The organism is Pseudomonas sp. JQ36 (genome assembly GCF_053851495.1).
On record NZ_CM132642.1, the window covers coordinates 3,831,679 to 3,845,593 of the forward strand.

Genomic DNA, 13,915 nt, shown 5'->3' on the forward strand with positions numbered 1-13,915 from the left:
TTGCCAGACTTCTGCAAGCGCCACCCGCCGGGGCCTCGACATCCGGGAGTAGCGCAGGCCGAATTGATCTGGTAAGTTCGCCCGCTTGCAGCCGCAGGGCCGGCAGGTGTCGGTGATGGAGCAATCCTGCGCAATGGATTACAAGAGTAGAGGCGGTCCATTTCATGCCCACCCAAGCAAAGCAACAGCAGCAAGTGACGATCAGCGGCTTCGAACCTTACGTTCCGAAGGAAGGCGAGGAGTACATGGGCGCCCCGATGCGCGCGCACTTCACCAAGATCCTGAACAAGTGGAAACAGGACTTGATGCAGGAAGTCGACCGTACTGTTGATCACATGAAAGACGAAGCGGCCAACTTCCCTGACCCGGCCGACCGTGCCAGCCAGGAAGAAGAATTCGCCCTCGAGCTGCGCGCCCGCGACCGCGAGCGCAAACTGATCAAGAAGATCGACAAGACTCTCGAACTGATCCAGGACGAAGAGTACGGCTGGTGCGAATCCTGCGGCATCGAGATCGGCGTCAAGCGCCTCGAGGCCCGTCCTACCGCCGATCTGTGCATCGACTGCAAGACCCTGGCGGAAATCAAGGAAAAGCAGGTCGGCAAGTAATCTCGACCTGAACGAAAAACGGAGCGTGCGAACGCTCCGTTTTTGTTTCTGCCTTTTGCCTTTGCCCTTTTGCCTTGCTTTTGTGGGAGGGGGCTTGCTCCCGAAGGCGGTGTGTCATTCAACATCAAAGGTGTCTGAACCGACGCTTTCGCGAGCAAGCCCGCTCCCACAGGGGTAGTGTTTCTGCCTTCTGCCCTGATTGCGCTTTTGGTGGGAGGGGGCTTGCTCCCGAATGCGGTGTGTCATTCAACATCAAAGGTGTCTGAACCGACGCTTTCGCGAGCAAGCCCGCTCCCACAGGGGTAATGTTTCTGCCTTCTGCCCTGATTGCGCTTTTGGTGGGAGGGGGCTTGCTCCCGAAGGCGGTACGTCATTCAACATCAAATATGTCTGAGCCGACGCTTTCGCGAGCAAGCCCGCTCCCACAGGGGTAATCTGCGCGAATCCTGAAAAGTTATATTGTCCACATGACTGCCAAAACCGCCCCCGCCTACATCGGCCGCTTCGCCCCCACCCCCAGTGGCCACCTGCACTTCGGCTCGCTGGTTGCCGCCCTCGCCTCCTACCTCGACGCGCGCGCAGTCGGCGGGCGCTGGCTGGTGCGCATGGAAGATCTCGATCCGCCCCGGGAAGAACCCGGCGCGCAGGCGGCGATTCTCAAGGCGCTGGAAAGCTACGGGTTCGAATGGGACGGCGAGATGGTGCGCCAGAGTGACCGGCACGCTGCCTACGCCGAAGTCCTCGACAGTCTGTTCAATCACGGCCTCGCTTACGCCTGCACCTGTTCGCGCAAACAGCTGGAGCCGTACCACGGAATTTATCCGGGACTGTGCCGCAATGCCGGGCATGAGCAGCAAGACGCGGCGATCCGCCTGCGCGTGCCGGAGCTGGAATACCACTTCATCGACCGCGTGCAGGGCGAATTTCGCCAGCACTTGGGGCGTGATGTCGGCGATTTCGTGATTCGCCGCCGCGACGGCCTCTACGCCTATCAACTGGCCGTGGTGCTGGATGACGCCTGGCAAGGCATCACCGACATCGTGCGCGGCGCCGATCTGCTCGACTCCACGCCGCGCCAGCTCTACCTGCAAGAACTGTTGGGCCTGCGTCAGCCGCGCTATCTGCACCTGCCATTGATCACGCAGCCGGACGGCAACAAACTCGGCAAATCCTACCGTTCGCCGCCACTGGAAGCCGATCAGGCCACTCCGTTGCTGCTTCGGGCCTTGCGTGCGCTGGGGCAAAACCCCGGCGCTGAACTGGCCCACGCCTCACCGCAGGAATTACTCAACTGGGGCGCTGCCCACTGGGACGTATCCAGGATCCCGCGCACACTGACCCTGCCCGAGGCGCAACTGCAATGACGGCACTTGCAGTCGTGCGCCCATCCGTTACCATCGCCGCACGTTTTCGGGCACGCGCATAAAAAAGAGAGGCCGGGATGTACATCTATCGCTTGGTCCTGCTTCTGGTCGTGGGGATCTATCTGTTTTCGCCAGCCATCATGGATTGGTGGATCGACGCCACGGGCGCCTGGTATCGGCCGTATCTGCTCTGGTTGATCCTGATTGTCGTGACCTTCATCCTGCAGAGCCAAAAAGATGCCGATGAGCTTTAGCCTGACCCAGATGATCCTGATCAGCGCCGCGTACCTTGCAGTGCTGTTCGGCGTCGCCTGGATCAGCGAACGGGGCATGATCCCGCGGGCGATCATTCGCCACCCGCTGACCTACACCCTGTCGCTGGGGGTCTATGCCAGTGCCTGGGCGTTTTACGGCACGGTGGGCCTGGCCTATCAGTACGGCTACGGCTTTCTTTCCAGTTACCTCGGGGTGTCCGGCGCGTTTCTGCTGGCGCCGGTGCTGCTGTATCCGATCCTGAAAATCACCCGCACCTATCAACTGTCGTCGCTGGCGGATCTGTTCGCCTTCCGCTTTCGCAGCACCTGGGCCGGCGCGCTGACCACCATCTTCATGCTGATCGGCGTACTGCCGCTGCTGGCGTTGCAGATTCAGGCGGTGGCCGATTCCATCGGCATCCTCACCGGCGAGCCGATCCAGAGCCGCGTCGCCCTGGCGTTCTGCGCACTGATCATTCTGTTCACGATCTTTTTCGGCTCCCGGCATATCGCCACCCGCGAGAAACACGAAGGGCTGGTGTTCGCGATTGCCTTCGAATCGGTGATCAAACTGATCGCCCTCGGCGGCGTCGGTCTGTATGCGTTGTACGGCGTGTTCGACGGCCCGCAACAGCTTGAACTGTGGCTGCTGCAGAACCAGACCGCCCTCGCCGCGTTGCACACACCGTTGCAGGAAGGCCCGTGGCGCACGCTGTTGCTGGTGTTCTTCGCCTCGGCGATCGTGATGCCGCACATGTACCACATGACCTTCACCGAAAACCTCAATCCGCGCTCGCTGGTCAGTGCCAGCTGGGGACTGCCGCTGTTCCTGCTGCTGATGAGCCTGGCGGTGCCGCTGATTCTCTGGGCCGGCCTGAAACTCGGCGCCACCACTGACCCGGAATACTTCACCCTCGGTATCGGCATTGCTGCCAACAGCAAACCGCTGGCCCTGCTCGCGTACGTCGGCGGGCTGTCGGCGGCCAGTGGCCTGATCATCGTCACCACCCTGGCGCTGTCGGGCATGGCGCTAAACCACCTGGTGCTGCCGCTCTATCAGCCGCCGGCCGAAGGCAACATCTATCGCTGGCTGAAGTGGACGCGCCGGGCGCTGATCGTCGCGATCATCATGGCCGGTTTCTGCTTTTACCTGATGCTCGGCGCCGGGCAGGATCTGGCCAACCTCGGCATCGTCGCCTTCGTCGCCACCTTGCAGTTCCTGCCCGGCGTGCTCTCGGTGCTGTACTGGCCGACCGCCAACCGTCGCGGCTTTATCGCCGGCCTGCTGGCGGGGATTCTGGTGTGGGTGGTGACCATGCTGCTGCCGCTGGTCGGCAATCTGCAGGGTTTCTACATTCCGCTGCTGAACATGATCTACGTGCTGGACGACACCAGTTGGCACATGGCGGCCATCGCCTCGCTGGCAGCCAACGTATTGATGTTTACTCTGATCTCGCTGTTCACCAACGCCAGCCCTGAAGAGGCCAGCGCCGCCGAAGCCTGCGCGGTGGATAACGTGCGCCGTCCGCAACGCCGCGAACTGCACGCTGCTTCACCCCAGGAATTCGCCACGCAACTGGCCAAACCGCTGGGTGCCAAAGCAGCGCAGAAAGAAGTCGAACAGGCCCTGCGCGATCTCTATCTGCCGTTCGATGAACGCCGCCCTTATGCGCTGCGCCGCTTGCGCGACCGGATCGAAGCCAACCTCTCCGGCCTGATGGGCCCGAGCGTGGCGCAGGACATGGTCGAAACCTTCCTGCCGTACAAGGCCGGCGGCGAAAACTATGTGACCGAAGACATCCACTTCATCGAAAGCCGCCTCGAGGATTACCACTCGCGCCTCACCGGGCTGGCCGCCGAACTCGACGCCTTGCGCCGCTACCACCGCCAGACCCTGCAGGAGCTGCCAATGGGCGTCTGCTCGCTGGCCAAGGATCAAGAGATCCTGATGTGGAACAAAGCCATGGAAGAACTCACCGGCATCGCCGCGCAACGCGTGGTCGGCTCGCGCCTGAGTACCATCGCCAATCCGTGGAAGCAGTTGCTGCAAGGCTTCATCAACCTGCCCGACGAGCATTTGCATAAACAGCACCTGGCCCTCGACGGCCAGACCCGCTGGCTGAATCTGCACAAAGCGGCGATCGATGAACCGTTGGCACCGGGCAACAGCGGCCTGGTGCTGCTGGTGGAAGACCTGACCGAAACGCAGATGCTCGAAGACAAACTGGTGCACTCCGAACGACTGGCGAGCATCGGCCGACTGGCGGCGGGTGTGGCCCACGAAATCGGCAACCCGATCACCGGCATCGCCTGTCTGGCGCAGAACCTGCGCGAAGAGCGTGAAGAAGATGGCGAACTGACGGAAATCAGCGGGCAGATCCTCGAACAGACCAAGCGCGTGTCGCGCATCGTGCAGTCGCTGATGAGTTTCGCCCACGCCGGCAGCCACCAACACAGCGACGAGCCGGTGTGTCTGGCTGAAGTCGCGCAGGACGCGATTGGCTTGCTGGCACTCAACCGGCGCAACTTCGAAGTGCAGTTCTATAACCTGTGCGATCCCGATCACTGGGTCGAAGGCGATCCGCAGCGGCTCGCGCAGGTGCTGATCAATCTACTCTCCAATGCCCGCGACGCCTCGCCGCCGCACAGTGCCGTACGGGTCAAGAGTGAAGCCGGCGAACACACGGTCGATCTGATCGTCGAAGACGAAGGCAGTGGTATTCCGCAGAACATCATGGACCGATTGTTCGAACCTTTCTTCACCACCAAGGATCCGGGTGAAGGTACCGGTCTGGGCCTTGCACTGGTCTATTCCATCGTTGAAGAGCATTATGGACAAATCACCATCGACAGCCCGGCTGATGTACAAAGCCAGCGCGGCACCCGTATCCGGGTGACATTGCCGCGTCATGTCGAAGCGACGTCCGCTGTGAACTGAGACCGTCGAGAGTATCGAATCAATGCCGCACATTTTGATCGTCGAAGACGAAACCATTATCCGCTCCGCCTTGCGCCGCCTGCTGGAACGCAACCAGTATCAGGTCAGCGAAGCCGGTTCAGTGCAGGAAGCACAAGAACGCTTCAGTATTCCCACATTCGATCTGATCGTCAGCGACCTGCGCCTGCCTGGCGCCCCCGGCACCGAGCTGATCAAGCTTGGCCAGGGCAAACCGGTGCTGATCATGACCAGCTACGCCAGCCTGCGCTCGGCGGTCGACTCGATGAAGATGGGCGCGGTGGACTACATCGCCAAGCCTTTCGATCACGATGAAATGCTCCAGGCGGTTGCGCGGATCCTGCGTGACCATCAGTCGGCGCCTGCCGCCAGCGAAGTGCCTGCCGGCAAAACAGCCAATGGCAGCGGCAAGTCGTCTGTCGACAACAGCAACGGCGAGATCGGCATTATTGGCTCGTGCCCGCCGATGCAAGATCTGTACAGCAAGATCCGCAAAGTTGCGCCGACTGATTCCAATGTCCTGATTCAGGGCGAGTCCGGGACCGGTAAAGAGCTGGTGGCCCGCGCCCTGCACAACCTGTCCAAGCGCGCCAAGGCACCGATGATTTCGGTGAACTGCGCCGCCATTCCGGAAAGCCTGATCGAGTCCGAACTGTTCGGCCACGAAAAAGGCGCGTTCACTGGCGCCAGCGCCGGTCGCGCCGGTCTGGTGGAAGCGGCGGATGGCGGCACGCTGTTCCTCGACGAGATCGGCGAACTGCCGCTGGAAGCTCAGGCACGTCTACTGCGCGTGCTGCAGGAAGGCGAAATTCGCCGCGTGGGTTCGGTGCAGTCGCAAAAGGTCGATGTGCGCTTGATCGCCGCGACCCACCGCGACCTCAAGAGCCTGGCGAAAATCGGCCAGTTCCGTGAAGACTTGTATTACCGCCTGCATGTGATTGCCCTGAAACTGCCGGCATTGCGCGAACGTGGCGCCGACGTCAACGAAATCGCCACGGCGTTCCTCGCTCGCCAGAGTGCGCGCATCAACCGTACCGACCTGAAATTTGCCGCCGATGCCGAACAGGCCATCCGGCATTATTCCTGGCCGGGCAACGTGCGCGAACTGGAAAACGCGGTGGAGCGTGCAGTGATCCTGAGCGAAAGCCCGGAAATCTCCGCCGACCTGCTGGGCATCGATATCGAGCTGAGCGATCTGGAGGACGACGAGTTCATCGGCCTGCCGCCACAAACGGCCGGTAACGCCAGCAACAGCAGCCATGAGCCGACCGAAGACCTGTCGCTGGAGGACTACTTCCAGCACTTCGTCCTCGAACACCAGGACCACATGACCGAGACCGAACTGGCGCGCAAACTGGGCGTCAGCCGCAAATGCCTGTGGGAACGCCGTCAGCGCCTGGGCATTCCACGGCGCAAGACCGGGGTCACCAGCGAGAGCTGAACGTTACCTGTCGAGTGCGCGGGTAACGCTTGAAGACGTGAAAAAACTGTTACCTCAGTCCTTTCACGTAACAGAAGCCGGGGTTATCGGTAACGAAACCCCGGCTTTTTTTCGCCCCGAGAAAACCGTTATATCGATCTAACCCCTTGTTTTATTGGGCTTCGCAAAAGTTGGCACGGCACCTGCTATATGTTTGGTACAAGAACAATAACAAGCAATGCACAAGACAATAAAAATAAGACGAATCGACTCACGCACAATAAAAACAAGACGGCGAGAGGCGCAGCTAACTGATTCTTTTGGAGAGGCGTTGTATTTGGGGCTAGCCCCACGACCAGGCCGAGAACAACAAAAACTGTCCTAAGACAGAGCCTGTACTGGTTGGATCGCAAGATCACTGCAACACAGCGACCAAAGCAATCCGTTTGCTCTTGGCTCCCGATTGGGAGGGTCATGAAGGAAAAGCTTCATGGCGAGGGCACTCAACAAAAACAAGAAGCCCGAATCAATAATAAAAAGAGCACGCAACTACTTCTGGGGGAGCTTCGGCTCCCCTTGTAGTTTCTTCCCCGCAGCAAAAACCCGCCTCCAAAGCCTTTAGCCTGCGACTTACAGCGCAAATCCGCTGCGTCCTACACCATCCCCCGACTAAATGCTAGAATCTGCGCCCATCATGCGGTCATTCTTTGGTATGGCCGAACATTCCTTCAAACAGTGCATCCCATGCTGAAGAAGCTGTTCCAGTCATTCCGAACTCCCGTGCGTCGTACGCAACACATCCGCAGCACCCCTGAAGTGCTCAACAGCGGCCAACATTCGCTGCAAAAGGGGCAATTCAGCCGCTACGCGGTCAATATCGTCGAACGCCTGCAGGGCGCCGGCTACCAGGCCTATCTGGTCGGCGGCTGCGTGCGTGACATGCTCCTGGGCATCACGCCCAAGGATTTCGACGTCGCCACCAGCGCCACCCCCGAGCAAGTCCGTGCCGAATTTCGCAATGCGCGGATCATCGGTCGCCGCTTCAAACTGGTGCATATCCATTTCGGTCGCGAAATCATCGAAGTCGCAACCTTCCGCGCCAATCACCCGGTCAATGAAGACGACGAAGACAGCAACCAGTCTTCGCGTAACGAGAGCGGGCGGATTCTGCGCGACAACGTTTACGGCACCCTGGAAGAAGACGCGCAACGTCGCGACTTCACCATCAACGCCCTGTATTACGATCCGGTCAGCGAGCGCATTCTCGATTACGCCAACGGCGTACACGACATCCGCAATCACCTGATCCGGCTGATCGGCGATCCGAAGCAGCGTTACCAGGAAGACCCGGTACGCATGCTGCGAGCCGTGCGTTTCGCCGCCAAGCTCAATTTCGGCATCGAAAAACACACCGTGCAGCCGATCCGCGAACTGGCGCCGATGCTGCGCGAGATCCCGTCGGCCCGCCTGTTCGAGGAAGTGCTCAAGCTGTTCCTCTCCGGCCACGGCGCAATCACCTTCGAGATGCTGGTCGATCTGCAACTGTTCGCCCCGCTGTTCCCGGCCAGTGCCGACGCACTGGAGCACAACCCGGAATACACCCACACGTTGATCAGCGAAGCGTTGACCAATACCGACCTGCGCATCAAGCAAAACAAACCGGTGACCCCGGCGTTCCTGTTTGCCGCCCTGCTGTGGCCTGCCCTTCCGGCCCGTGTGTTGCGTCTGCAGGAACGTGGCATGCCGCCGATTCCGGCGATGCAGGAAGGTGCGCACGAGCTGATCGCCGAACAGTGCCAGCGCATCGCCATTCCAAAGCGCTTCACCATGCCGATCCGCGAGATCTGGGACATGCAGGAACGCTTGCCACGCCGCAGCGGCAAACGCGCCGACCTGCTGCTGGACAATCCACGCTTCCGCGCCGGTTACGACTTCCTGCTGCTGCGTGAAAGCGCTGGCGAGCAGACCGACGGTCTGGGCGAATGGTGGACGGATTATCAGGACGCCAACGACAGCGAGCGTCGCGAGATGATTCGCGAACTCAGCAGCAAGGGTGATGACGCCAGCGGCGCGCCGCGCAAACGTCGCCGCAGCAGCGGTTCCAAGCGCAAGCGCGCCGGGGCTCCGAGCGCATCGGGCGAATAAGGCATGGAACGCATCTATATCGGCCTGGGCAGCAACCTCGCTGACCCGGCCGAACAATTGCGCAGCGCGCTCAACGCGCTGGGGCAATTACCGCAAACCAACCTCGCCGGCGTCTCGGCGTTCTATCAGAGCGATTCACTGCTGCCAGGGCAACCGCGTTACACCAACGCGGTCGCCGCCCTCGACAGTGACCTCGCGCCGCTCGATCTGCTCGATGCGCTGCAAGCGATCGAAAACGATCAGGGTCGCGAGCGTCTGGAACGTTGGGGGCCGCGTACGCTGGATCTGGATATCCTGCTGTTCGGCGATCGCCTGATCGACGAGCCACGCCTGAAAGTCCCGCATTATCAGATTCAGGAACGGGCGTTCGTGCTCTATCCCCTGGCCGAACTGGCTCCCGAGGATCTGCGCCTGGCCGATGGCCGCGCCCTCGCCGATCTGCTCGCCGCCTGCCCTTTCGTCGGCCTCGAACGCCTCTCTCAAGCTTGAAAACATCCCCCTGTGGGAGCGGGCTTGCTCGCGAAAGCGTCGTGTCAGTCACTCAATCAGTCAACTGACCCAACGCTTTCGCGGGCAAGCCCGCTCCCACATTGAGTATTCCAATTCTGATTTTTTGTCGGACAAAAAACCCGTAAATCAGGCCTGCCGCGCCGCTGAAACGCATCAGTAACGCCGGTAACACTCCCCTCGTAACAATGCGGTAACACACGCAATTGACTTCCGCTTGGCTCCTCACGACTATAGGCGTCCCGCTGCCGCCAACCCGGCACATACGGGCGCAATCCAGGCCTTATAAGCACGACAAAAGAACGTGCGCCTGAGTAGACGAAGAATCACGCGCGTTACTCGCAGTAGTTTCCAGAGCGCCTGAACGAGGATTTTTTACATGCCAGCCATCACCCTGACCACGCTCCAGAGCCTCAAGCAGAAAGGTGAAAAGATCACCATGCTGACCTGCTATGACGCGACCTTCGCCCACGCCTGCAACGAGGCCGGTGTCGAAGTGCTGCTGGTGGGCGACTCCCTCGGCATGGTTCTGCAAGGGCACGACAGCACCTTGCCGGTGACCACCGCAGAAATGGCCTACCACACCGCCTGCGTCAAACGCGGCAACACCGACGCCCTGATCCTGGCTGACCTGCCGTTCATGGCCAACGCCACCCTCGAACAAACCATGACCAACAGCGCCATGCTGATGCAGGCCGGTGCGCACATGGTCAAGGTCGAGGGTGCGCTGTGGCTGGCGGAGTCGATCCGCCTGCTGGCCGAGCGCGGTGTGCCGGTCTGCGCGCACATGGGCCTGACCCCACAAGCGGTGAACATTCTTGGTGGCTATAAAGTGCAGGGCCGCAACGAGAACCAGGCGCGGCAGATGCGTGCCGACGCGATCTCGCTGGAACAGGCCGGTGCTTCGATGCTGCTGCTTGAATGCGTGCCGAGCGAGCTGGCGGCGGAAATCAGCCAGGCGGTGAAGATTCCGGTCATCGGCATCGGCGCCGGTAGCGATACCGACGGCCAGGTACTGGTGCTGCACGACATGCTCGGCCTGTCGATCACCGGCCGCGTACCGAAATTCGTCAAGAACTTCATGCGGGGTCAGGACAGCATCCAGTCCGCCCTGAAGGCCTACGTCAACGAAGTCAAAGGCGTTACTTTCCCTGGGATCGAACACGGATTCTCTGCATGAACACTGTTAAAACCGTACGCGAACTGCGCGCCGCCGTGGCCCGCGCCCGCAGTGAAGGCAAGCGCATCGGCTTCGTGCCGACCATGGGCAACCTGCACAGCGGCCATATCGCGCTGATCACCAAAGCCACTCAGCGCGTGGATTTCGTGGTCGCGAGCATTTTCGTCAACCCGCTGCAGTTCGGCGCCGGCGAAGACCTCGACAAGTACCCGCGCACCCTGGCGGCGGATCAGGAAAAACTGCTGCAAGCCGGCTGTCATCTGCTGTTCGCCCCGACCGTCGAAGAGATGTACCCCGACGGCATGGCCGGGCAGACCCGGGTCAGCGTTCCGCAACTGTCTGAAGGCCTGTGCGGCGCCAGCCGTCCGGGGCATTTCGAAGGTGTGGCAACGGTGGTCAGCAAGCTGTTCAACATGGTCCAGCCGGATCTGGCGATCTTCGGTCAGAAGGACTTCCAGCAACTGGCGGTGATCCGCGCGCTGGTGCATGACCTGAACATGCCAATCCAGATCATCGGCGAACCGACCGTGCGCGCGGCTGACGGCCTGGCGCTGTCGTCGCGTAATGGCTTCCTCAGCGAAGATCAACGTGCCGTGGCCCCGGTGGTCTATCGCACCCTGAGCACGATTGCCGAGTCGATCAAGCACGGTGAGCGCGACTACCCGGCGCTGATCGCCGCCCACGTGCAACAGCTGGAAGCCGCCGGCCTGCGTCCGGATTACCTGGAAATCCGCCATGCCCTGACCTTGCGTCCGGCGACGGCAGAAGACCGCGATCTGGTGATTCTGGTGGCCGCGTTCCTCGGCACCACACGGTTGATCGACAACCTGCACCTGAACCTCGATACCCCGGCTTAAAAAACAGCGCAATACCCCTGTAGGAGTGAGCCTGCTCGCGATGAGGGCCTGACATTCGACACCATTGTTGAATGACAGTCCGCTATCGCGAGCAGGCTCACTCCTACAGTGTTTTTCAGTGTTCTGAAATTTGCATTTCAAGCCATATTGCCGCCCCCAAAGCCTTCGGGCACACTGCCCGCCGTTTGCTTCCAACCCGGGAAATCCCTCATGCACGCCATCATGCTCAAGGCCAAACTGCACCGCGCCGAAGTCACCCATGCGGTACTCGATTACGAAGGTTCCTGCGCCATTGATGGCGAATGGCTGGACTTGTCCGGCATCCGTGAGTACGAGCAGATCCAGATCTATAACGTCGACAACGGCGAGCGCTTCACCACCTACGCGATTCGTGGCGAAGAAGGTTCGCGGATGATTTCGGTCAACGGCGCAGCCGCGCATAAAGCCAAGGTCGGCGACCGCGTGATCATTTGCGCCTATGCCCATTACAGCGAAGCGGAACTGCTCAATTTCAAGCCGCGCATGCTCTACATGGCGCCAGGCAATGAGCTCAGCCACACCAGCAACGCCATTCCGGTTCAGGTGGCCTGAGCCGCTTCGACACGTCACTCCCCTTCCGTTGGTCGGCCCGTTCCCGGTATTGATGTTAAAAAAGTACAGGGAACAGGTCAGAAGAAGTCAAGACAGATCGCAGCGCGAGGTTTACTGTATTCGCCCTGCGTTGAAAAATCGTGTCGATGTATTTGACCCTCGCCCAAACATGGCGTATCGGTCTGTTCTGTGTTCAAAAGGCCGTTCAAGTAAAAAGGAAAACCGCAGCGATGGCGTACTACCGCACTCCTCATGACGTTACCGCTCTGCCTGCCTGGCAAGCGTTGAAAGATCACCGCCAAGCCATGCAGGATTTCAGCATGCGCGAAGCCTTCAACGCCGATCCGCAGCGCTTCAATCAGTTCACCCTCAGCAGCTGCGGACTGTTTCTCGATTATTCGAAGAACCTGATCAACGCCGAGACCCGCAACCTGCTGGTGGGCCTGGCCAATGAAGTCGATCTGAAAGGCGCGATCAAAGCACTGTTCGACGGCGAAATCGTCAACGCCTCCGAAGGCCGCCCGGCGCTGCATACCGCCCTGCGCCGCCCAGTGGGCGACAAGCTGTCGGTCAACGGCGTCAACGTGATGCCGGAAGTGCACAAGGTGCTGAACCAGATCACTGATCTGGTCGGCCGCATCCACGACGGTCTGTGGCGTGGTTACACCGAGAAGCCGATCACTGACGTGGTCAACATCGGCATCGGTGGCTCGTTCCTCGGCCCGGAGCTGGTCTCCGAAGCGCTGTTGTCCTACGCGCAGAAAGGCGTGCGTTGCCACTACCTGGCGAACATCGACGGCAGTGAGTTCCACGAACTGACGCAAAAGCTGCGCGCCGAAACCACACTGTTCATCGTTTCATCGAAATCCTTCAACACCCTCGAAACCCTGAAGAACGCGCAGGCCGCCCGCGCCTGGTATCTGGCTCAGGGCGGTTCCGAAGCCGAGCTGTATCGCCACTTCATCGCGGTATCGAGCAACAACGCTGCGGCAGTCGCGTTCGGCATCCGTGAAGAAAACATCTTCCCGATGTGGGACTGGGTCGGCGGGCGTTACTCGCTGTGGTCGGCCATCGGTCTGCCGATTGCCCTGGCCATCGGCATGTCCAACTTCAAGGAACTGCTGTCCGGTGCCTACACCATGGACCAGCATTTCCAGAGCGCACCGTTCGAACAGAACATGCCGGTACTGCTGGCTCTGCTCGGCGTGTGGTACGGCAACTTCTGGGGCGCGCAAAGCCACGCGATCCTGCCGTACGACCACTACCTGCGCAACATCACTAAGCACTTGCAACAGCTGGACATGGAATCCAACGGCAAGAGCGTGCGTCAGGACGGCACTTCGGTGTCGACCGATACCGGCCCGGTGATCTGGGGCGGCGTCGGCTGCAACGGTCAGCACGCTTATCACCAGTTGCTGCACCAGGGCACCCAACTGATCCCGGCCGATTTCATCGTGCCGATCGTCAGTTTCAACCCGGTCTCCGACCACCATCAGTGGCTGTACGCCAACTGCCTGTCGCAGAGCCAGGCGCTGATGCTCGGCAAGACCCTGCCGGAAGCCGAAGCCGAATTGCGCGAAAAAGGCATGAGCGAAGAGCAGGTGCACAAACTCGCGCCGCACAAGGTGATCCCGGGCAACCGTCCGAGCAACACCCTTGTGGTCGAACGCATCAGCCCGCGTCGCCTCGGCGCGCTGGTCGCCATGTATGAGCACAAAGTGTTCGTGCAGAGCGTGGTCTGGGGCATCAACGCCTTCGACCAGTGGGGCGTGGAACTGGGCAAGGAACTGGGCAAAGGCGTTTACAACCGTCTGGTCGGCAGCGATGAAACCGTCGCGGACGATGCTTCTACCCAAGGCCTGATCAACTACTTCCGCGGTCGTCACCGCGGGTGATTTGAAAGCAACACCCACAGGATTTGGATCAACCAGAATCCTGTGGGCAAGCAAATTCCCTTGTAGGAGTGAGCCTGCTCGCGATAGCGGTATGTCTTTAAGCATTGATGTTGACTGACACCCCGCTATCGCGAGCAG

The 13,915-nt window shown here is 60.4% G+C and carries 11 protein-coding genes; all 11 read left to right on the forward strand.

Annotated elements, in window-relative coordinates; all coding sequences use genetic code 11:
- The first annotated feature begins 164 nt into the window (after window positions 1-164).
- On the forward strand, window positions 165-608 hold the full coding sequence (gene dksA, locus ACS4NR_RS17220) for an RNA polymerase-binding protein DksA (RefSeq protein ID WP_027614094.1): 444 nt from the start codon (window positions 165-167) through the stop codon (window positions 606-608).
- A gap of 467 nt (window positions 609-1,075) precedes the next feature.
- A complete protein-coding gene (gene gluQRS, locus ACS4NR_RS17225) occupies window positions 1,076-1,972 on the forward strand; it encodes a tRNA glutamyl-Q(34) synthetase GluQRS (RefSeq protein WP_456017940.1) in 897 nt (298 codons plus the stop codon).
- A gap of 77 nt (window positions 1,973-2,049) precedes the next feature.
- Complete coding sequence (locus ACS4NR_RS17230; protein WP_003176118.1) at window positions 2,050-2,226, forward strand: hypothetical protein; 177 nt, start codon at window positions 2,050-2,052, stop codon at window positions 2,224-2,226.
- Window positions 2,210-5,164 (forward strand): sensor histidine kinase, encoded by a 2,955-nt coding sequence (locus ACS4NR_RS17235; protein ID WP_166497202.1) that lies wholly within the window; start codon window positions 2,210-2,212, stop codon window positions 5,162-5,164. The genes ACS4NR_RS17230 and ACS4NR_RS17235 overlap by 17 nt, the downstream gene beginning before the upstream one ends.
- 22 nt (window positions 5,165-5,186) lie before the next feature.
- Window positions 5,187-6,623 carry a sigma-54-dependent transcriptional regulator gene (locus ACS4NR_RS17240; RefSeq protein ID WP_115986750.1) on the forward strand — a complete coding sequence of 479 codons (1,437 nt, stop codon included), beginning with the start codon at window positions 5,187-5,189 and terminating at the stop codon, window positions 6,621-6,623.
- A 723-nt stretch (window positions 6,624-7,346) separates the two neighbouring features.
- Window positions 7,347-8,747: a polynucleotide adenylyltransferase PcnB gene (locus tag ACS4NR_RS17245; protein WP_095140072.1), complete on the forward strand. Its 1,401-nt coding sequence runs from the start codon at window positions 7,347-7,349 to the stop codon at window positions 8,745-8,747.
- A 3-nt stretch (window positions 8,748-8,750) separates the two neighbouring features.
- Window positions 8,751-9,236, forward strand: coding sequence for a 2-amino-4-hydroxy-6-hydroxymethyldihydropteridine diphosphokinase (gene folK / locus ACS4NR_RS17250; RefSeq protein WP_456017941.1), 486 nt, complete (start codon window positions 8,751-8,753; stop codon window positions 9,234-9,236).
- A gap of 397 nt (window positions 9,237-9,633) precedes the next feature.
- Window positions 9,634-10,434: a 3-methyl-2-oxobutanoate hydroxymethyltransferase gene (gene panB, locus ACS4NR_RS17255; RefSeq protein WP_456017942.1), complete on the forward strand. Its 801-nt coding sequence runs from the start codon at window positions 9,634-9,636 to the stop codon at window positions 10,432-10,434.
- Entirely contained in the window at window positions 10,431-11,291 is an 861-nt protein-coding gene (panC, locus tag ACS4NR_RS17260) for a pantoate--beta-alanine ligase (protein ID WP_456017943.1), read from the forward strand. The genes panB and panC overlap by 4 nt, the downstream gene beginning before the upstream one ends.
- A gap of 210 nt (window positions 11,292-11,501) precedes the next feature.
- A complete protein-coding gene (panD, locus tag ACS4NR_RS17265) occupies window positions 11,502-11,882 on the forward strand; it encodes an aspartate 1-decarboxylase (protein ID WP_003228271.1) in 381 nt (126 codons plus the stop codon).
- Between the two features lie 230 nt (window positions 11,883-12,112).
- Window positions 12,113-13,777 (forward strand): glucose-6-phosphate isomerase, encoded by a 1,665-nt coding sequence (gene pgi / locus ACS4NR_RS17270; RefSeq protein ID WP_095140069.1) that lies wholly within the window; start codon window positions 12,113-12,115, stop codon window positions 13,775-13,777.
- The last annotated feature ends 138 nt before the right edge of the window (window positions 13,778-13,915 follow it).